This window comes from Nocardia canadensis, from assembly GCF_032656385.1.
In the GTDB taxonomy this organism is placed as follows: domain Bacteria; phylum Actinomycetota; class Actinomycetes; order Mycobacteriales; family Mycobacteriaceae; genus Nocardia; species Nocardia canadensis.
In genome coordinates, this window is sequence record NZ_JAVCWB010000010.1 from 1191250 (window position 1) to 1209930 (window position 18681).

An 18681-nucleotide genomic window follows, 5' to 3' on the forward strand; every position below is an offset into this window, starting at 1 on the left:
CGAAGAACGAAATGAGGCGAACACCAGCTGTGAGCAGCTCAACTTCCCAGTTCGGACAGAACCAGTGGCTAGTCGACGAGATGTATCAGAAGTTCAAACAGGACCCATCCTCGGTCGACGCCAGTTGGCACGAGTTCCTCGCGGATTACACCCCGGAGGTCGGCGCCGAATCCGGTAACAGCCAGACTCCGGCTCCCGCCGCGGCACCCGCGCCGGCCGCCGCTCCCGCGCCTGCCGCGAAGCCCGCCGTGGCGACGGCCCCGCCGGCTCCGGCTCCGGCGCCCGCCCCCAAGCCCGCTCCCGCGACCGTGCGCGCACCGCAGACCACCCCCGCGCCGGTGTCCAACGCACCGGCCACCGCCCCGCCCAAGGCTGTCGCCACCGCCGACGAGACCAAGGTGCTGCGCGGCCCGGCCGCGGCCATCGCGAAGAACATGTCGGCCTCGCTGACGATCCCCACCGCGACCTCGGTGCGCGCGATCCCGGCGAAGCTGATGATCGACAACCGCCTGGTGATCAACAACCACCTGGCCCGCACCCGCGGCGGCAAGATCTCCTTCACCCACCTGCTCGGCTACGCGATCGTGCAGGCGGTCAAGGCGTTCCCGAACCTGAACCGGCACTTCGCCGAGATCGACGGCAAACCGAACTCGGTCACCCCGGCGCACACCAACCTGGGCCTGGCGATCGACCTCGCGGGTAAGGACGGCAGCCGCTCGCTGGTCGTCGCCGCGATCAAGGAAACCGAAGACATGAGCTTCGGGCAGTTCCACACCGCCTACGAGGACATCGTCCGCCGCGCCCGCGAGGGCAAGCTCGGCGCCGACGACTTCTCCGGCGTCACCATCTCGCTGACCAACCCGGGCACCATCGGCACCGTGCACTCGGTGCCGCGGCTGATGCCGGGCCAGGGCGCGATCATCGGTGCGGGCGCGATGGAATACCCGGCCGAGTTCCAGGGCATGAGCGACGAGCGGATCGCCGATATCGGCGTCGGCAAGCTGATGACACTGACCTCGACCTACGACCACCGCATCATCCAGGGCGCCGAGTCGGGCGACTTCCTGCGCACCATCCACAACCTGCTGATCTCCGACGAGTTCTACGACGAGATCTTCCACGGCCTCGGCGTGCCGTACGAGCCGGTCCGCTGGCGCAAGGACATCAGCGAGCGCGGCGTCGACAAGAGCGCCCGCGTGCTCGAGATGATCGCGGCCTACCGCAACCGCGGTCACCTGATGGCCGACACCGACCCGCTGCGCCTGGTCAAGGACAAGTTCCGCAGCCACCCCGACCTCGATGTCACCGAGCACGGGCTGACCCTGTGGGACCTCGACCGCACCTTCAACGTCGCCGGCTTCCACGGCCAGGAGCGGATGAAGCTGCGCGACGTGCTGTCGATCCTGCGCGACGCCTACTGCCGCCACGTCGGGGTGGAGTACACCCACATCCTCGACGTCGAGCAGCTCAAGTGGATCCAGGACCGGGTCGAGCAGAAGCACGTCAAGCCGACGGTCGCCCAGCAGAAGTACATCCTGAACCGGCTCAACGCCGCCGAGGCGTTCGAGACGTTCCTGCAGACCAAGTACGTCGGTCAGAAGCGCTTCTCGCTCGAGGGCGCCGAGGCCGTCATCCCGATGATGGACGCCACCATCGACCAGTGCGCCGAGCACGGGCTCGACGAGGTCGTCATCGGCATGCCGCACCGCGGTCGCCTCAACGTGCTGGCCAACATCGTCGGCAAGCCGTATTCGAAGATCTTCACCGAGTTCGAGGGCAACATGAACCCGGCGGCCACCCACGGCTCCGGCGACGTGAAGTACCACCTCGGCGCGCAGGGCCAGTACCTGCAGATGTTCGGCGACAACGAGATCGAGGTCTCGCTCACCGCGAACCCGTCACACCTGGAGGCGGTCGACCCCGTCCTCGAGGGCCTCGTGCGCGCCAAGCAGGACCTGCTGGACAAGGGCGACGGTCCCGAGGGCTTCTCGGTCATGCCGCTGATGCTGCACGGTGACGCCGCGTTCGCCGGTCAGGGCGTGGTCGCGGAGACGCTGAACCTGGGTGGCCTGCGCGGCTACCGCGTCGGCGGCACCATCCACATCGTGGTGAACAACCAGATCGGCTTCACCACCGCGCCGGAGAACAGCCGCTCCACCGAATACTCCACCGACATCGCGAAGTTCATCGGCGCGCCGATCTTCCACGTCAACGGTGACGACCCGGAGGCCTGCGACTGGGTCGCGCGCCTGGCGGTCGATTTCCGGCAGAAGTTCCGCAAGGACGTCGTCATCGACCTCGTCTGCTACCGCCGCCGCGGGCACAACGAGGGCGACGACCCCTCGATGACCCAGCCGGAGATGTACGACGTCATCGACACCAAGCGTTCGGTCCGCAAGGCCTACACCGAATCGCTGATCGGTCGTGGCGACATCTCCATGAAGGAGGCCGAGGACGCGCTGCGCGACTACCAGGGTCAGCTGGAGCGCGTGTTCAACGAGGTCCGCGAGCTGGAGAAGTACGTTCCGGAGCCGTCGGAGTCCGTCGAGGACGACCAGAAGGTGCCTGCCACCGTGCAGACCGCGGTCGACAAGTCGGTCCTGCAGCGCATCGGCGACGCCTTCAACACCCCGCCGGACGGCTTCAACGTGCACCCGCGCGTCAAGCCGGTGCTGGAGAAGCGCCGCGAGATGGCCTACGAGGGCAAGGTCGACTGGGCCTTCGCCGAGCTGCTGGCCTTCGGCACGCTGATCGACCAGGGCCACGACGTGCGCCTGACCGGTCAGGACTCGCGCCGCGGCACCTTCACCCAGCGCCACGCGGTCATCATCGACCGCCTCAACGCCAACGAGTACACCCCGCTGCACAACATCGGCTCGGAGAAGCCGGGCTGGTTCGCGGTGCACGACTCGGCGCTGAGCGAGTACGCGGCGGTCGGCTTCGAATACGGCTACTCGCTGGGCAACCCGAATGCCCTGGTGCTGTGGGAAGCCCAGTTCGGTGACTTCGTCAACGGCGCGCAGTCGATCATCGACGAGTTCATCTCCTCCGGTGAGGCCAAGTGGGGCCAGCTCTCCGACGTGGTGCTGCTGCTGCCGCACGGCCACGAGGGCCAGGGTCCCGACCACACCTCGGGGCGCATCGAGCGCTTCCTGCAGCTGTGCGCGGAGGGTTCGATGACCGTCGCGGTCCCGTCGACGCCGGCGAACTACTTCCACCTGCTGCGCCGCCACGCCCTCGACGGCATCCGCCGTCCGCTGATCGTCTTCACCCCGAAGTCGATGCTGCGCAACAAGGCCGTGGTGTCCGACATCAAGGACTTCACCGAGTCGAAGTTCCGCTCGGTGTTCGACGAGCCCACCTACGAGCAGGGCATCGGCGACACCACCAAGGTCAAGCGCATCCTGCTGACCTCGGGCAAGCTCTACTACGAGCTCGCCGCGGAGAAGGCCAAGCAGAAGCGCGAGGACGTGGCCATCGTCCGGATCGAGCAGCTGTACCCGATCCCGACGTACCGCCTCAACGAGGCACTGGCCAAGTACCCCAACGCGACCGACATCGTCTGGGTCCAGGAGGAGCCGGCCAACCAGGGCGCGTGGCCGTTCTTCGGCCTCAACCTCCCCGAGGTCCTCCCGGACCGCCTGGGCAAACTGCGCCGCATCTCGCGTCGCGCCATGTCGGCCCCGTCCTCGGGCTCGTCGAAGGTGCACGCCGTGGAGCAGGCCGAGATCATCGCCGAGGCCTTCGAGCCGACCGCGTAAGTTCTTCGCGCACAACGGCCGACGCCGGGTGGATCACCACGATCCAGCCGGCGTCGGCCGTTGTGTGTCTCCGTACCGATCCACAACCCCGAATATTACGAATCGTTGATATTATGAATATGCGGGAACCAAAATATGGAGGCACGATGGCGACGACAGTGGAGATTCCGGACGAGCTACTCGCCGAAGCCTTACGTCTGACCGGGCTGCCCACCAAAAAGGCGGTCATCAATCTCGCGATGGCCGAACTCGTGCAGGGCTACCGGCAGCGTGAGGCACTGACCCGCCTCAAGCGGATGGACCATAATCCGTTCCTGACCGACGACGAGCTGGCCGCCGAGCCTGGCACGCCCCGGTGAGCGCGACGACGGTTCGCCCGCGATACCTTCTCGATCAGTCGGTCATGTCGCACTACCGAACGAAGGCCGGCATCGAACAGACCATCGACGAGCTCGCGATCATCGGTGCTTTGTGTTCGTCGACAGTGACCATGGATGAAGCACGGTTCAGCGCCCGCAACGCAGCCGATCTCGGCTTCCTCACCGAGCTCTACGGGTCGGTCTTCCACTTTCTGCCCGCCGACGACCTCGTCGAGGCGAATGTGCGACGGATCAGGACAGGCTTGTGGAAGATCGGGGCGGGCCGCGGCGCCCAAACCACCGACGTCCAGATCGCCGCGGTCGCGCTGCGCCACGACGCGACCGTCGTCCACAACGACACGGACTTCGTCACCATCAGCCGCGCGATCCCCGAATTCCGCCACCTGCGCGTGATCCCCTGACGGAACGCCGAAGTGCGGCCCGTTCACGTGCCCCGTCTATGAATTCTGTTGCACCCCTGCGTGTTCCGTAGGACAGAGAGATCGGCCTATAGCTGTCGGGCCTGGTGACGTCCGCAGCGGTGCACGACCCGCCGATGGCCGCAATGCTCGCCCGAGCCCGTTGGCGCGTCCGCGCACCAGGTCGAAAACGCCGACAGGGGCGGATCCATACGGATCCGCCCCTGTCGGCGTTTCGGCTAGCTGTTGAGAGTGATCCAGGCTTGACCCGAGAGTTGTTCCAGATCATGGTGATTGGGATAGGTGTCGGTGGTCGCCACGATGGTCGCCTCGACGCGGCCGACGCCGGGGCCCATCCCCATGCCGGTGATCACGCCGTCGGGGGCGTGTTCGATGACGCCGTTGCTGTCGACCTTGTGGGACTGGGCGTTGGCGACGCCGGTGTCGAGGTTCTTCCACCGCACCGAGACGCGATATACCTCGCAGTTCTGTCCGGTCTGGACGATTTTCACGCGGACTCCGAGCTGCCCGGCCTGCGGCTGCGGGACCGTCTCGGCGTTGATGATGGCCGCGCAGCCGTTCCCCGGAATCCTGGCGAGAGTCGGGTTGAACTGGACGACATGGTCCGACGGCGCGGCCGCCGCCGGACCACTGAACCCGACGAGCGCGGTAACGGCCGCTGCGGCGGCCACCCCGACCCGAACCGAAACCCGTTGACCTTGTGTGCTTTTCAGACTCATGCATCGGACTTCGCGACACGCCGGTCGTTCGTTACCCACCGTAATCGTCTCGATATGGCAACGGCCGCGCAGCCGGCCACGATCCACCGGCGTCCGCTGCGGTCGGGCCGGTCGGTGGTCAGCCCGCGTTGCGGGTGCAGACCACGTCGATGACCTCGGTACCGCTGAGGTCCGAGGAGCCGAAGTTGGCCAGGCGGGCGATCGGGACACCGTCGGACAGCCGATCGATGGCCTTGCGGATGGCCTCGCTGCGGTTGGGACCCGAGGCGGCGGCGACCCAGCCCTCCTCGTTCCACACCAGCGCACCGCACCCGTTGGCCCAGGTGACCATGACACCGCAGTCCTCCCCGCCCGCGGCGACACAACCGTCGATCACCGCGGCGCGGGCACCGTCGGCACTGTCCCAGTTCGACGAGGACCAGCTCTCCCACATCTGCGGGCTGAACCCGATCGCGCCGAACAGATCGCCCGCCGCGTTCGCCGAACCGGCACCGAACACCGACCCGGCCGCAAGACCCAACGCCGCTACGGCAACGCCGGCCTTACCCATGAAACTCATTCGAAAGATCCCCTCGTGGAATAGGTTCCGAAATTCGGAACCGTGCAGCTAACCACGAATCCACCGCGAGCGCCACGCGAGCCGAGCCCGGCACGGGCCCGGCCCACAGAGTTCTCTCACTGGTACGCCAGTGCGCCATCACAGGGTCCGGGTAGTGTCCGCCGCGAAGGACAGGGACAGGAGACGGCATGGCGAGCGGACGTAACGGATACCTGCTACTCGGCGGGATCGCGTCGGTGGGGGCCGGCGCGGTGCATTTCCTGGCCGCGGGAATGCACACCGAACACGCCACCTTGGCGCGGTTGATGGTGGTGCTGGCCGCGATCCAGTGCGCGACCGGCGTGGCGGTGCTGCTGAGTGCGCGCAAGCCTGTCGTGGCCGCGATGCTGGCGGTGAACGGTTTCGCGGCGGCGATCTGGGCGTTCACGCGGTTCGCCGATATTCCGTGGATCACCGGCTTGACCGCGGAGGCGCCGCAGGTGGCCGACACCGTCTGCGCGGCACTGGGCGCGCTGGCCGTGCTCGCCGGTGGCGTCGGCCTGCTCCGACCCACCGCCACCGTGCCGCCGCTGCGGTCCGGGATCGCGGCGAGCGCCGTGGGTGTGCTCGCGCTGGCGGCGATGCTCAACGGCGTCGGCCACGTGCACAGTCACGGAGACACCGGCGGCGAGCACGCGCACGCCGCGGGCGAGGAGCACGGCGATCACGACACCGGCACCGCCTGGCCGCGCCCGTTCGACCCCGCGCAGCCGATCGACCTGTCCGGCGTGCCCGGCGTGACGGCCGATCAGCAGCAGCGCGCCACCAACCTGATCCGCAGCACTCTCGACGGCCTGCCCGCCTTCGCCGACGTCACGACGGTCGGCGCGCTGGGCTACCGCTCGATCGGTGACTCCGCGACCGGCTACGAGCACTACATCAACACCGCCTACATCCGCGACGCGAACTTCCTCGACGCCGGCCACCCGGAGTCGCTGGTCTACCGGGTCGACGGCCAGAACCGCACCCTGGTCTCGGCCATGTACATCGCCAACGGCAAGAAGATCGACGACCCGGCGCTGACCGATTTCGGCGGCTCGCTGATGCAGTGGCACGTCCACGACAACCTGTGCTGGAAGGCGGGCGACAACGGCCCGGTCGTCGCCGGTGTCACCGACGCCGCGGGCAACTGCCCGCCCAACTCGATCAATCCCGGCGCGGGCAACCCGATGGTGCACGTGTGGATCGCCCCGCACCAGTGCGGTCCGTTCGCCGCGCTCGAGGGCCATGGTGCGGGCCAGGCGAGCGCCACGGACGGCCGCCGAACCGACACCTGCGGCGGCCACGACCACGGCGGGGGCCACAAGTAGACCGGCTCAACTCGGCCGCACCCAGCGCCGCAACGCGTCGATCGTCGTTTCCGGGGACGTGTTGAAGCAGAACCGGATTCCCGGAGTCAGCTCGGACGCGACATTGATCAATCGCTCGAACAGCAGGGTGTGTTCGGGCGCCATCCGCACCCCGGCGCCGATCATCGCCACCCGGAATTCGCCGCCGGCCGCGCACTCGCGCAGCGTCGTCTCGGCGGCGTCGGGATCGGCGGGCACCAGACAGCTGACGATGTCGAAACCCGCCTCCCGCACGGCGTGCTCGCCCGCGGCGATGCGGGCGGTCAGGGTGGCTTCGTCCAGCTGCGGATAGCGGGAGTAGTCGACCGCGCTCGGCTGCAGGCCGATGGAGAGCACCGTGTCGGTGCGTGAATTCCGTTCTGCCACTGCGTCCTCCGTTGTCATCAGGTAAACGACGACCCCCACGCTCGCGACCAGCGCCGCGAGCAGGGCGCCCGCTCTCACCACGACGTGGCGCCCGTCCGGTCGAAGAAACCGCCGCTCGGGCCGTCCCGGTCGACGGTCGCCATGGCCACGATGGCATCGGTGCCCTCGGTGACGGTCTGGAAACCACTGTGCCCGTTGAGGTCGGTCGCGGTGTATCCGGGATCGACCGCGTTGACCTTCATCCTGTCGAGTTCGCTCGCGTACATGACGGTGAGCATGTTCAGCGCCGCTTTGGTGCTCGGATAGCCGAGGGCCGGCGGCAGCAGGCCCGCCCATTTCGGGTCGGTGACGGTAGCGATCGAGCCGATGCCGCTGGAGACCATCACGATCCGTGGATGGGTGGACAGGCGCAGCAGCGGCAGGAACGCGTTGGTCACCCGGATCGGGCCGAAGACATTGGTCTCGAACACCTCCCGCAGCTCCTCGGGCTTCGTGTCCCCCGGCGTGGTGCGCGGGCCGCCGATCGCCGCGTTGTTGATCAGCACGTCGAGGCGGCCCGCCGCGACCTGCACCGCGTCGGCGGCCGCGGCGACGGACTCGTCGGAGGTCACGTCCAGCGCGACGAACCGGACGTCGAGTCCGGCCTCGGCGAATTCGGCCGCCGTCGCCGCGCCCCGCGCGCGGTCGCGGGCGGCGAGAAAGACCTGCCAGCCCGAACCGGCCAGTCTGCGGACCGTTTCCCGGCCCAGTCCCTTGTTGGCCCCGGTGACCAGGGCGATCGTTGTCGTCATGGCTTCAGATTCCGCCCCGCGCGGTGTGGCCTCCAGTGCCGGCGAGGCATAGGACTCGCGGTACCACCCCGGCGGCCGGGACCTGCGGCACCATGGAAGACGTGGACAGAGCGGAATTGGCGACGGTGCTGCGCACGGCGCGGTCCCGGCTCGGCCCCGCCGACGCGGGCCTGCCGAGCGGACCGCGCAGGCAGGTGCCGGGGCTGCGACGCGAGGAAGTGGCGAGTCTGGCCGGTGTCAGCGTCGACTACATCGTCCGGTTGGAGCAGGGGCGCGGGCCCAAACCCTCCGATCAGGTGCTCGGCGCGCTCACCAGGGCGCTGCGGCTCACCGATGTCGACCGCGATCTGGTCTACCGGCTCGCCGGGTCCGAACCGCCGCAGGCGGGCCGGGTGCCGATGGCCATCCGGCCCAGTGTGCTGCGGCTGCTGGATCGCCTGTCGGACCTGCCGGTGCTGGTGCTCTCGGCCAAATCCGACATCCTCGCCTGGAATCCGCTGGCGGCGGCCCTGCTCGGCGACTTCTCCGCGATCCCGCCCGCCCGGCGCAACATCATGTGGCAGCGCTTCCTCGGCACCGGGATGGGTCGCGTCGTGATGACGCCGGAGGAGGCCGACAGCAATGCCGCCGCCTGCGTCGGCTGCCTGCGCGCGGTCAAGGCCGCCTACCCCGACGACCCGGACCTGACCCGGCTGCTCACCGAACTCCGCACCGGCAGCGCGGAATTCGAGGAGCACTGGCAGGCGGGCCGCTCCAGCGTCATGCACAGCCTGACCAAGACCATCGCCCATCCGCAGCTGGGCACCCTCAGCCTGGACTGCGACGCCATGCACGTCCCCGACACCGACCAGACCGTCATCATCTACTCGGCTCCCCCGCACACCCCCACCGCGACCGCCCTGGACCTGCTCCGCGTCACCGGCCTGGAAACCTTCGCGACACCACCGCCCGAATAACCGGTGGCCGCGGCACCGCCGCCGGGCTACCGTGCGTTCCTCGGCAAGGAGGAACGATGCGCACGACGACGACCCTGTGGCGGCCGACGGGACCCGAAGAGCTGGCCCTGGTCGCCGCGTCCGGGTGGTCGGCCTGGCCGCCGCGCCTGCCCGACCAGCCGATCTTCTACCCGGTCTGCACCGAGTCCTACGCCGTCCTGATCGCCCGCGACTGGAACGTCCCGGCCTCCGGCGCCGGCTACGTGACGCGCTTCGCCGTCCGCACCGAGTACCTCGACGCCTACGAGGTGCGACAGGCGGGCGGCCGCGACATCCTCGAATACTGGATCCCGGCCGAGGATCTCACCGACTTCAACCGCAATATCGTCGGCCCCATCGAGGTGGTCCGCCGCTTCCCGGACGACGCGCCACTCCCCGGCTGACGATCGTCAGGCGGCTCCGGTCCGCTCACTCGGAGCCGCCGCCCAGATCGCCGTCGACACTCGTCGACGGGCTAGCCCCGCATGCCACTCTCGGCCAGATCACGGCCGGGCACGCGCGCACCGTCCTGCACGCGGAGATCGATGCCGCCCGCGCGCGCTGACCACCACGGTCTTCGCGGGGCGAGCTCTCAGACCGAGCCCTTCGGATCTGTCGCGCGCGTGAGATCCAGATCGATCTCGAAGGGCACGGACAGACGCAGGCGGTCGTGGTGGATACCGGCGGTCGAATACCGGCGCGTGGCGGGGTCGAGTTCGTAGACGTACACGACCGCTCGTCCGTTGACGTTCTCCACCCGCCAGAAGGCAGGAATCCCGGCCTCGGCGTATAGCTGCGGTTTACGGTATCGGTCGCGCTCGACCGAATCCGGGGACATGACTTCGACCACCAGGAGGACATCTTCGGGTCGGTATGTGGTCTGGTCCAGACCGTCGACACCTGCCGTGTCCACGACCATCACATCGGGTTCGGGCCGTTGACGTGGCCCGAGCTCCCGTCGATCAGCTGAGTATGCGGCGGCAGATCACTCAGATGATCCAGGTCTTCGGCGAAATATCCCCCCGGTGGCGGCACCGGCCAGCTCAACGGGGCCCTGTCCCCCGGTGGCATCGGATCCGCGGTCATCGGTTCCTCGCTCGTCGCACGGCGATCGTCTGACCTGGCCAGTATGGCACGGTGCACTCCGGCCGCCCACCGGCGCGGACAGGCGGCGCGGACGCCCTCGGCGCCGGGGCGCCGAGGGCCTTTCCGTCAGACGGCCGCTGTGCGGGTGCGGAGTTCGGCCACGGCGGTGGCGGTGTCCGCCATCACCAGCTCGGCGTTGATCTGCGCCCCGGCCATGGCCCCGGCCGCCGCGGCCGCACCGACCTGGGCGGACGGGTCGGTGGCATTGCCCGCGATCCAGACACCCGGGACTTCGGTGCGGCCGACGGGGTCGGCGGGGATGTGGTCGCCCGCGCCGGACGGGTGCGGCTGTGCGACCAGACCCAGGTCGGCGAGGAAAGTGGCGCGAGTGTTCATGCGCGGGCCGACGACGAGGGCGTCGCGGTCGAGCACGGTCCCGTCGGCCAGGCGGACGCCGGTGAGCGTGCCCGCACCCGACAGCACCTCGGTGACCTCGCCGTCGAGGATCCGGATGCCGCGCGCGGCAAGCTTTTCCGCGTCTTCGTCGCTCAACGCGGCACCGGTGTGGGTCAGGAAGACGATGTCATCGCTCAGCTGGCTGAACAGCAGCGCCTGGTGCACCGACATCGGTCCGCCCGCGAGGATGGCGATCCGCTGGTCGCGCACCTCCCAGCCGTGGCAGTAGGGACAGTGCAGGACGCCGTGGCCCCACTGTTCCCGCAGGCCGGGCACATCGGGGAGCTCGTCGGCGAGGCCGGTGGCGACCAGGACGCGGCGCGCGAGCACCGTGCGCCCGTCGTCGAGAAACACCCGGAACCCGTCCGGCGCGGCACCGTCGACCCGCTCGACCGAGGCGACCGCACCCGCCACCACCTGCCCGCCGTACCCCCGCACCTCGGCGCGCCCGAGTTCGAGCAACTCGGCCGGCGGCATTCCGTCTCGCGCCAGCAATCCGTGCACCCCGTCGGCCGGCGCGTTGCGGGGCGACCCCGCGTCGATCACGACGACGGATCGCCGGGACCTGGCCAGCATCAGCGCCCCGTTCAGCCCGGCGGCACCACCACCGATCACCACCACGTCATAGGTGTCGTTCAACTCTGTCATCTCGACCTCCTTCGCCGACCACCGTGCCGTCCGCGCCCGCGTCCTGGCAAAGAATTTTGCCGTCGTGGCAAACTGGACAGCATGGACGACCTCGAACAGACCCTCGACTCGGTCGGCCCCCGCCTGCGCGACCTGCGCAAACGGCGCCGGACCACCCTCGCCGACCTCTCGGCGGAAACCGGCATCTCGGTGAGCACCCTGTCGCGCCTCGAGTCGGGCGACCGCAAACCCACCCTCGAACTCCTGCTCCCCCTGGCCAAAGCCCACGGCGTCACCCTCGACGAACTCGTCGACGCCCCGCCCACCGGCGACCCGCGCATCCACCTGCGCCCGGTCACCCGCCACGGCATGACGATGCTCCCGCTGACCAAACGCGCGGGCGGCATCCAGGCCTTCAAGATGATCATCGCCCCCAACGCCCGCAACCGACCCGAGGAACCCCAGGTCCACGAGGGCTACGAATGGCTCTATGTCCTCAACGGCCGCCTGCGCCTGATCCTCGGCGACAACGACATCGTCCTCACCCCCGGCGAAGCCGCCGAATTCGACACCCACATCCCGCACTGGTTCGGCGCCGCCGACGACCACCCCGTCGAATTCCTCAGCCTCTTCGGCAAACAAGGCGAACGAGCCCACTTCCGAGCCCGCCCCAAGACCTCCGACTGACCGCGGTCGACAGCACCGAACGGCGGCGGCTCAGCTCTGCAACGCGGCGATCAGGGCGGGACTCAAGGCAAGTGCGGGAAGCGATTCGACCAGTAGGTCCACCAATTGTTCTCGGGTGATGGGCTTTTCGTTCATCCAGGTGAGGATGGTCTCCTCGACGAAGGCGATCCAGCCGCGAATGGCGAGGGTGAGGCGAGCGAGGTCGGGATCGTCGGGAGGGAGCGGGAGCTCGCTGACGATGAGATCGGCGATGGCGGCGCGGGTTTCGTTGACGTAGCCGACCATGTCGGGGGCGACACTGGCGGGGCCGCGCAGCACGGAGCGATAGGACGCCGAGTGCTCGGTCGCGTAGTCGACGAAACGCTCGATCGAGTCGCGCAGCATGTCGAACAGCGACAGGTCGCGGTTGGGCATCACGGCCGTGTAGAACTCGGTGCTCACATGCCGGGCGATCGCCTCGTGGAACTCCTGCTTGGAGGCGAAATAGTGGAACAGCAGGCCGCGCGAGATGCCCGCCTGCTTGGCGATGTCGTCGACCGAGATGTCCTCGAGCGGCCGCTCGGCCAGCATCTCGGCGCCGAGGTGGATCAGCTGCAACCGCCGCTCCTCGGGGCTGAGCCGGACACGCTTGGTCTCGCCGGAACTCCTGATACTCACGTCGTCCATCCTAGCCACTACTGAACCTGGTTCAATAGCTGTTGACTCCGGCTCAATAAGAACGTAGTCTGCATTACATGAGTCGCAAGGTTACAGACAAAGTTGTCGCCGACCGTGCCGCCCGCCACGTCAAGACGATCATCGTCGGCAGTGGGTTCGCGGGCCTCGGAATGGCCATCCGGCTGCGCCAGCAAGGCCGCGAGGATTTCCTCGTCCTGGAGCGCGGCAGCGATGTCGGCGGCACCTGGCGGGACAACACCTACCCCGGCGCCGCGTGCGACGTGCCGTCGCACCTGTACTCCTACTCGTTCGCGCTGAACCCGGACTGGTCGCGCTCGTTCTCCAAGCAGGGCGAGATCCAGGCCTACATCCGCAAGGTCGCCGAGCAGAACAATGTGCTGGACAAGCACCTGTTCGACTGCGATGTGCTGGGCATGCGGTGGAACGCCGAGACCGCCCGCTGGGACATCACCACCAGCAAGGGCGACTTCACCGCCGACACCGTGGTCTCCGCGGTCGGCGCCCTGTGTGAGCCGTCGCTGCCCGACATCAAGGGCATCAACGAGTTCGAGGGCGAGATCTTCCACTCGGCCCGCTGGGACCACAGCGTCGAGCTCGCGGGCAAGCGCGTCGCGGTGATCGGCACCGGCGCCTCGGCCATCCAGATCGTGCCCGCCATCGCGGGCAAGGTCGCCCACCTCGACCTCTACCAGCGCACCGCGCCGTGGCTGCTGCCGCGCATGGACCGCCCGTACTTCCTGCCGGAACGCCTGGCGTTCAAGTACATTCCGGGCGTGCAGCGCCTGTCCCGCGCGGCCATCTACGCCGCCCGCGAGACCCAGGTCGTCGGCCTGGCCAAGTACCCCGCGCTGATGAAGATCTTCGAGACCATCTCCCGCGGCAAGCTGCTGGCCGAGGTCCGCGACCCGATCAAGCGCGCCAAGGTCACCCCGAACTACCGCATCGGCTGCAAGCGCATGCTGATCTCCAACGAGTACTACCCGGCGATCGACCGCGACAACGTCGAGGTGATCACCGAGGGCATCGCCGAGGTCAAGGCCGGCTCGATCGTCACCAAGGACGGCACCGAGCGCGAGATCGACGCGCTGATCGTGGCCACCGGCTTCCACGTCACCGACTCCCCGGCCTTCGAGACCATCACCGGTCGCACCGGACAGACCCTGTCCGAGCAGTTCGACGAGGTCGGCCAGCGCGGCTACAAGGGCTCGACCATCGAGAACTTCCCCAACATGTTCTTCCTGCTCGGCCCGAACGTCGGCCTCGGCCACACCTCGATGGTGTTCATGATCGAGTCGCAGATCAACTATGTCGCCGACGCCCTGGCCACCATCGACAAGCAGAACCTGCGCACCGTCGAGGTCCGCCCGGAGGCCGTGCGCGCGTACAACACCGAACTGCAGGCGAAGATGGCCGACAGCGTCTGGATGAACGGCGGCTGCGCCAGCTGGTACCTGGACAAGCACGGCAACAACACCACACTGTGGCCCGATTTCACCTTCCAGTTCCGTAGGCTGACCAAGAATTTCGATGTCGCTGCCTACGACACGACTTCTTCGACCGACTCCGACACCGAACTGAAAGTGGTGGCAGCACAGTGAGCAAAGATGCTTACTTCACGAACAAGGTCTGTGTGATCACGGGCGCCGGCTCCGGCATCGGCCGCGCGCTCGCCGAGAACCTGGCTCGCCGTGGCGCCAAGCTGGCGCTGTCCGACATCGACGCCGAGGGCCTGGCCGAGACCGTGCGCATCGTCGAGGGACTGGGCGCGCAGGTCAAGGCCGACCGGCTCAACGTCGCCGAGCGCGAGGCGTTCCTGCTCTACGCCGACTCGGTGAAGGCGCACTTCGGCGTCGTGCACCAGATCTACAACAACGCCGGCATCGCCTACCACGGTGACGTCGTCAAGACCGACTTCAAAGACATCGAACGCATCATGGACGTCGATTTCTGGGGCGTCGTCAACGGCACCAAGGCGTTCCTGCCGATGCTGATCGAGTCCGGCGACGGCCACGTCGTCAACGTGTCGAGCCTGTTCGGCCTGGTCACCGTGCCCGGCCAGGCGGCCTACAACTCGGCCAAGTTCGCGGTGCGCGGCTTCACCGAGGCGCTGTACCAGGAGATGAAGATCGCCAAGGCGCCGGTCAAGGTCACCTGCGTGCACCCCGGCGGCATCAAGACCGCGGTGGCCCGCAACGCCACCTACGCCGAGGGCATCGACGGGGCCAACACCGCCTCGCTGTTCGACAAGTACCTGGCGATCCACAGCCCGGAGATGGCCGCGCAGACCATCACCGAGGGTGTGCGCAAGGGGCACGCGCGCGTGCTGATCGGCTGGGAGGCCAAGGTGCTCGATGTGAGCGTGCGCTTCCTCGCTTCGGGGTACAACCGGATCTCGGCCGTGGTCAACGGCCGCTTCATGCCGCACTGACGCGACGAGCCCCGTAGGAAAACCATGCGCGAGTTCACGATTCCGCTGCCGATCGCCCGTGCCGTACTCGACCCGGTGTTCCGGGTGACGCTCAACGCACGGCTGCCGGTCGCGGTGCAACGCGCCCTGCTCGACGTGGTCTCCCGGCTGCAGCTGATGCCCGACGGTTCCGTCGTGCAGCATCTGCAGCTGGGCGGCCGCCCGGCCGAGCGGGTCATCGCCGAGACCGCCATCCCGGGTTCGCGTACCCGGGCGGTCCCGCCGGAGCGCGCCGCGGGCGCGATCCTGTACCTGCACGGCGGCGGCTACGTCGTCGGTTCGCTGGCCACCCACCGTTCGCTGGTCGCGCGGCTGGCCAGGGAGACCTCCTGCGCGGTGTACTCGCTGGACTACCGCCTGGCCCCGGAGCATCCGCTGCCCGCCGGTCTCGACGACGCCGAGGCGGCGTTCCTCGACCTGGTGGACAACGTCGGCTACCGGCCCGAGCAGATCTGCCTCGCCGGCGATTCGGCGGGCGGTGGTCTGTCGCTGGCGCTGGCCCAGCGACTGATCGAACGACACGCGATGACGCCCGCCGCGCTGGGCCTCATCGCGCCCTGGGTCGACCCGACCCAGGTGCCCAGCCGCAGCCGCGACCTGGTGATCAACCGGGCGTGGTCGCAAGCGTGCGCCGCCTTCTACCTCGGCGACGGCGCCGCCACCGACGCGGGCTACGCCCCGCTCACCGGAAACCTGATCGGCCTGCCACCCACCTACGTGCAGGTCGACGTGAGCGAACTCCTGCACGACCAGTGCACTCAGCTCGTCTCAGCCCTGCGTGGCGCGGGTGTGCACGTCCGCTTCACCGAAACCCGCGGCCTCTGGCATGTCGCGCAACTGCAGGCCGCGCTGGTCACCGAGGCAGCGCTGGCGCTCAGCGAACTCGCAGAGTTCCTGCGAGAAGCAATTCAGCCAGTTTCGATCGACGATTTACGATAAGTCCTGGTGACAGGATTTTCGGACGGCGATATCGCGGCCCGGCCGAACGTGTCGTAGATTACTGGCGAGTAGAACCCACTGGAAGGGCACTGATGCGAGAGTTCGAAGTTCCGGCTTCCTACACCATCCCGGACGATGCGAACAATTCCGACAACGTCTTCCGCTTCGCCGCGGAGACGCCGAACACGGTGTTGTTCAACGTCCCGAACGGCAGCGGCGGCTGGAACGACGTCACGGCGAAGCAGTTCGAGCAGGCCGTTATCGGCGTCGCCAAGGGCCTCATCGCCTCGGGCATCGAACTGGGCGACCGGGTCGCCATCATGGCAGCCACTCGCTATGAGTGGACCCTGCTGGACTTCGCGATCTGGGCCGCCGGTGGCGTCACCGTCGCGATCTACGACAGCTCGGCCGCCGAGCAGGCCAAGTGGATCCTGCAGGACTCCGAGACCAAGCTCCTGGTCGTCGAGAACGACAAGCACCGCGCCACGATCGACGAGATCGAAGCCGGCTCGCTGCCCGCTCTGGCCGAGACCCTGCAGATCGACAAGGGCGCGGTCGACACGCTGACCGAGCGCGGCGCCGATCTCGACGACGCCGTGGTGCACGAGCGTCGCAAGCAGGTCGGCGCGGCCTCCCCGGCCACCCTGATCTACACCTCGGGCACCACCGGTCGCCCCAAGGGCGTCCAGCTGACCCACGCGAACCTGTATGCGGAGTCGCGGTCGGGCGGCATCGAGCTGTCCGCCTTCGTCTCCGAGGGCCAGAAGACCCTGCTGTTCCTGCCGCTGGCGCACGTGTTCGCCCGCGCGGTCGCGCTGATCGCCTTCGATTCCAAGGTGACCATCCGCCACAGCTCGGACTGGACGACCCTGGTCGAGCAGTTCGGCGAGTTCAAGCCGGACTTCATCCTCTCCGTGCCGCGCGTGTTCGAGAAGGTCTACAACTCGGCCAAGCAGAAGGCGCACGACGGCGGCAAGGGCAAGATCTTCGACGCCGCCGCCGAGACCGCCATCGCCTACAGCGAGGCGCTCGAAAAGGGCAGCCCCGACCTGGTGCTGAAGCTGAAGCACTTCGTCTTCGACAAGCTGGTCTACAGCAAGCTGCGTGCCGCGCTCGGTGGCCAGTGCCTGGCCGCGGTGTCCGGTGGCGGGCCGCTGGGCGCGCGCCTCGGCCACTTCTTCCGTGGCGTCGGCGTCACCATCTACGAGGGCTACGGTCTGACCGAATCCACCGCCGCGTTCAGCGTGAACACCCCGCAGCACATCCGGGTCGGCTCGGTGGGCCGCCCGATCCAGGGCCACGCGGCCAAGATCGCCGAGGACGGCGAGCTGCTGCTCAAGGGCTCGGTCGTGTTCAACGGCTACTGGGGCAACGCCGAGGCCACCGAGGAAGCGTTCGAGGACGGCTGGTTCAAGACCGGCGACCTGGGCGCCATCGACGCCGACGGCTTCATCACCATCACCGGCCGCAAGAAGGAAATCCTGGTCACCGCGGGCGGCAAGAACGTCTCCCCCGCCGTGCTCGAGGACTCCCTGCGCGCGCACCCGCTGATCAGCCAGGTCATGGTCGTCGGTGACGGCCAGCCCTTCATCGGCGCGCTCATCACCCTCGACCCGGAGGCACTGCCGGGGTGGAAGGAGCGCAACGGCGTCGCCGCCGACACCGCGATCGAGACCCTGATCGAGAACCCGACGCTGGTCGCCGAGGTCGAGGCCGCGGTCGCCGAGACCAACAAGAAGGTCTCCAAGGCCGAGGCGATCAAGAAGATCCGCATCCTCCCGGTCGACTGGACCCAGGAGGGTGGCGAGCTCACCCCGAAGATGTCGCTCAAGCGCGCCGTCGTCATGAAGCAGTACGCGGGCGAGGTCGACAAGATCTACTCGTAGTCCCCGCCTGTCCGGAAGGCCGGTTGCGTTCGCGCAACCGGCCTTCCGGCGTTTCAGGCGACGGCCGCGGCCCGTTCCCGCAGGACGCGCAGCCCGGCCAGACCGACGACGAGATCGGCGCCGATCTCGAACAGGGCGGCGAACCAGGAGAAGCCGGTGACGTTCGCCCGCGCGGGCGCGTTGACGAAACTGTCGCTGAGCGGGCCGAACCAGTCGGGCAGCAGGTGCACGACGAAGAAGCCCGCCGCGCTGGCGAACCCGACGATCGCCGCGGCGAGTGGCGCCGCGGCGTGGCGCCGGAACACCAGGAAGACGACGAGCAGGGCGAACAGGAGCTGGATCGTCCCGAGCGCGTTGACCAGGGCGGAGGTGACGTTCATCCCCCGGCGTAGATGGTCGGCGCCGTGGACGAGGAGCGCGACGGCGAACACGGCGGTGGCCGCGCGCAGGGTGGTCTCGGGGGCTGTGGTCTCGGGCATGGGAGCCTCCTGCCGAGGG

General features: G+C 68.3%; 20 protein-coding genes. 11 read left to right on the forward strand and 9 right to left on the reverse strand.

Features of this window, described 5'->3' with window-relative positions; all coding sequences use genetic code 11:
- Positions 1-11 precede the first annotated feature (11 nt).
- From Q7X29_RS28740 to Q7X29_RS28750, 3 genes are all read left to right on the forward strand, one after another.
- Positions 12-3761, forward strand: coding sequence for a multifunctional oxoglutarate decarboxylase/oxoglutarate dehydrogenase thiamine pyrophosphate-binding subunit/dihydrolipoyllysine-residue succinyltransferase subunit (locus Q7X29_RS28740; RefSeq protein ID WP_316575926.1), 3750 nt, complete (start codon positions 12-14; stop codon positions 3759-3761).
- Between the two features lie 146 nt (positions 3762-3907).
- The gene (locus tag Q7X29_RS28745) at positions 3908-4120 is read left to right on the forward strand and encodes a type II toxin-antitoxin system VapB family antitoxin (RefSeq protein WP_218719942.1); all 213 of its coding nucleotides are present in this window, start codon (positions 3908-3910) and stop codon (positions 4118-4120) included.
- Entirely contained in the window at positions 4117-4542 is a 426-nt protein-coding gene (locus Q7X29_RS28750) for a PIN domain-containing protein (protein WP_308248575.1), read from the forward strand. The genes Q7X29_RS28745 and Q7X29_RS28750 overlap by 4 nt, the downstream gene beginning before the upstream one ends.
- Positions 4543-4778: 236 nt before the next feature.
- On the opposite strand, the gene Q7X29_RS28755 is transcribed toward Q7X29_RS28750, so the two are convergent.
- Both Q7X29_RS28755 and Q7X29_RS28760 read right to left on the reverse strand, forming a co-directional pair.
- Positions 4779-5231 carry a hypothetical protein gene (locus tag Q7X29_RS28755; RefSeq protein WP_316575927.1) on the reverse strand — a complete coding sequence of 151 codons (453 nt, stop codon included), beginning with the start codon at positions 5229-5231 and terminating at the stop codon, positions 4779-4781.
- A 166-nt stretch (positions 5232-5397) separates the two neighbouring features.
- Complete coding sequence (locus tag Q7X29_RS28760; RefSeq protein WP_218719939.1) at positions 5398-5838, reverse strand: DUF4189 domain-containing protein; 441 nt, start codon at positions 5836-5838, stop codon at positions 5398-5400.
- Positions 5839-6026: 188 nt separating this feature from the next.
- Between Q7X29_RS28760 and Q7X29_RS28765 the strand changes: the two genes are divergently transcribed.
- Positions 6027-7187, forward strand: a complete 1161-nt coding sequence (locus tag Q7X29_RS28765; protein ID WP_316575928.1) for a hypothetical protein — start codon at positions 6027-6029, stop codon at positions 7185-7187.
- 6 nt (positions 7188-7193) lie between these two features.
- Here Q7X29_RS28765 and Q7X29_RS28770 read toward each other — a convergent pair whose 3' ends face one another.
- Positions 7194-7592, reverse strand: coding sequence for a hypothetical protein (locus tag Q7X29_RS28770; protein WP_316575929.1), 399 nt, complete (start codon positions 7590-7592; stop codon positions 7194-7196).
- 74 nt (positions 7593-7666) lie between these two features.
- Positions 7667-8383, reverse strand: a complete 717-nt coding sequence (locus Q7X29_RS28775) for an SDR family NAD(P)-dependent oxidoreductase (protein ID WP_316575930.1) — start codon at positions 8381-8383, stop codon at positions 7667-7669.
- Between the two features lie 101 nt (positions 8384-8484).
- On the opposite strand from Q7X29_RS28775, the gene Q7X29_RS28780 reads away from it, so the two are divergent.
- Both Q7X29_RS28780 and Q7X29_RS28785 read left to right on the forward strand, forming a co-directional pair.
- Positions 8485-9339: a helix-turn-helix transcriptional regulator gene (locus Q7X29_RS28780; RefSeq protein ID WP_218719935.1), complete on the forward strand. Its 855-nt coding sequence runs from the start codon at positions 8485-8487 to the stop codon at positions 9337-9339.
- Between the two features lie 56 nt (positions 9340-9395).
- Positions 9396-9761: an ADP-ribosylation/crystallin J1 gene (locus tag Q7X29_RS28785; protein WP_218719934.1), complete on the forward strand. Its 366-nt coding sequence runs from the start codon at positions 9396-9398 to the stop codon at positions 9759-9761.
- Positions 9762-9949: 188 nt separating this feature from the next.
- Here Q7X29_RS28785 and Q7X29_RS28790 read toward each other — a convergent pair whose 3' ends face one another.
- The 3 genes from Q7X29_RS28790 to Q7X29_RS28800 form a co-directional block, all read right to left on the reverse strand.
- Complete coding sequence (locus Q7X29_RS28790) at positions 9950-10270, reverse strand: Uma2 family endonuclease (protein ID WP_316575931.1); 321 nt, start codon at positions 10268-10270, stop codon at positions 9950-9952.
- Positions 10271-10275: 5 nt separating this feature from the next.
- Positions 10276-10443 (reverse strand): hypothetical protein, encoded by a 168-nt coding sequence (locus Q7X29_RS28795; RefSeq protein WP_316575932.1) that lies wholly within the window; start codon positions 10441-10443, stop codon positions 10276-10278.
- A 126-nt stretch (positions 10444-10569) separates the two neighbouring features.
- Complete coding sequence (locus Q7X29_RS28800) at positions 10570-11547, reverse strand: NAD(P)/FAD-dependent oxidoreductase (protein ID WP_316575933.1); 978 nt, start codon at positions 11545-11547, stop codon at positions 10570-10572.
- 81 nt (positions 11548-11628) lie between these two features.
- Here Q7X29_RS28800 and Q7X29_RS28805 point away from each other — a divergent pair, with 81 nt between their 5' ends.
- The gene (locus tag Q7X29_RS28805; protein WP_218719931.1) at positions 11629-12213 is read left to right on the forward strand and encodes a helix-turn-helix domain-containing protein; all 585 of its coding nucleotides are present in this window, start codon (positions 11629-11631) and stop codon (positions 12211-12213) included.
- Between the two features lie 30 nt (positions 12214-12243).
- Here Q7X29_RS28805 and Q7X29_RS28810 read toward each other — a convergent pair whose 3' ends face one another.
- Positions 12244-12879 (reverse strand): TetR/AcrR family transcriptional regulator, encoded by a 636-nt coding sequence (locus Q7X29_RS28810; protein ID WP_316575934.1) that lies wholly within the window; start codon positions 12877-12879, stop codon positions 12244-12246.
- A 68-nt stretch (positions 12880-12947) separates the two neighbouring features.
- Here Q7X29_RS28810 and Q7X29_RS28815 point away from each other — a divergent pair, with 68 nt between their 5' ends.
- The 4 genes from Q7X29_RS28815 (at position 12948) to Q7X29_RS28830 (ending at position 18183) form a co-directional block, all read left to right on the forward strand.
- Positions 12948-14489, forward strand: coding sequence for a flavin-containing monooxygenase (locus Q7X29_RS28815; protein WP_218719926.1), 1542 nt, complete (start codon positions 12948-12950; stop codon positions 14487-14489).
- Positions 14486-15319, forward strand: a complete 834-nt coding sequence (locus tag Q7X29_RS28820) for an SDR family NAD(P)-dependent oxidoreductase (protein ID WP_218719925.1) — start codon at positions 14486-14488, stop codon at positions 15317-15319. Before Q7X29_RS28815 ends, Q7X29_RS28820 begins: the two co-directional genes overlap by 4 nt.
- 24 nt (positions 15320-15343) lie before the next feature.
- A complete protein-coding gene (locus tag Q7X29_RS28825) occupies positions 15344-16297 on the forward strand; it encodes an alpha/beta hydrolase (RefSeq protein ID WP_218719924.1) in 954 nt (317 codons plus the stop codon).
- A 92-nt stretch (positions 16298-16389) separates the two neighbouring features.
- On the forward strand, positions 16390-18183 hold the full coding sequence (locus Q7X29_RS28830) for an AMP-dependent synthetase/ligase (RefSeq protein WP_316575935.1): 1794 nt from the start codon (positions 16390-16392) through the stop codon (positions 18181-18183).
- Between the two features lie 53 nt (positions 18184-18236).
- Here Q7X29_RS28830 and Q7X29_RS28835 read toward each other — a convergent pair whose 3' ends face one another.
- Positions 18237-18662 carry a hypothetical protein gene (locus Q7X29_RS28835; RefSeq protein ID WP_316575936.1) on the reverse strand — a complete coding sequence of 142 codons (426 nt, stop codon included), beginning with the start codon at positions 18660-18662 and terminating at the stop codon, positions 18237-18239.
- Positions 18663-18681: the final 19 nt, after the last annotated feature.

Excerpts from the sequence above, each read along its gene's own strand:
- Q7X29_RS28830 (WP_316575935.1), top strand. The coding sequence starts at position 16,390 with ATGCGAGAGTTCGAAGTTCCGGCTTCCTACACCATCCCGGACGATGCG.
- Q7X29_RS28815 (WP_218719926.1), top strand. The coding sequence starts at position 12,948 with ATGAGTCGCAAGGTTACAGACAAAGTTGTCGCCGACCGTGCCGCCCGC.
- Q7X29_RS28795 (WP_316575932.1), bottom strand. The coding sequence starts at position 10,443 with ATGACCGCGGATCCGATGCCACCGGGGGACAGGGCCCCGTTGAGCTGG.
- Q7X29_RS28775 (WP_316575930.1), bottom strand. The coding sequence starts at position 8,383 with ATGACGACAACGATCGCCCTGGTCACCGGGGCCAACAAGGGACTGGGC.
- Q7X29_RS28745 (WP_218719942.1), top strand. The coding sequence starts at position 3,908 with ATGGCGACGACAGTGGAGATTCCGGACGAGCTACTCGCCGAAGCCTTA.
- Q7X29_RS28765 (WP_316575928.1), top strand. The coding sequence starts at position 6,027 with ATGGCGAGCGGACGTAACGGATACCTGCTACTCGGCGGGATCGCGTCG.
- Q7X29_RS28835 (WP_316575936.1), bottom strand. The coding sequence starts at position 18,662 with ATGCCCGAGACCACAGCCCCCGAGACCACCCTGCGCGCGGCCACCGCC.
- Q7X29_RS28805 (WP_218719931.1), top strand. The coding sequence starts at position 11,629 with ATGGACGACCTCGAACAGACCCTCGACTCGGTCGGCCCCCGCCTGCGC.
- Q7X29_RS28800 (WP_316575933.1), bottom strand. The coding sequence starts at position 11,547 with ATGACAGAGTTGAACGACACCTATGACGTGGTGGTGATCGGTGGTGGT.
- Q7X29_RS28740 (WP_316575926.1), top strand. The coding sequence starts at position 12 with ATGAGGCGAACACCAGCTGTGAGCAGCTCAACTTCCCAGTTCGGACAG.
- Q7X29_RS28760 (WP_218719939.1), bottom strand. The coding sequence starts at position 5,838 with ATGAGTTTCATGGGTAAGGCCGGCGTTGCCGTAGCGGCGTTGGGTCTT.
- Q7X29_RS28810 (WP_316575934.1), bottom strand. The coding sequence starts at position 12,879 with ATGGACGACGTGAGTATCAGGAGTTCCGGCGAGACCAAGCGTGTCCGG.
- Q7X29_RS28825 (WP_218719924.1), top strand. The coding sequence starts at position 15,344 with ATGCGCGAGTTCACGATTCCGCTGCCGATCGCCCGTGCCGTACTCGAC.
- Q7X29_RS28785 (WP_218719934.1), top strand. The coding sequence starts at position 9,396 with ATGCGCACGACGACGACCCTGTGGCGGCCGACGGGACCCGAAGAGCTG.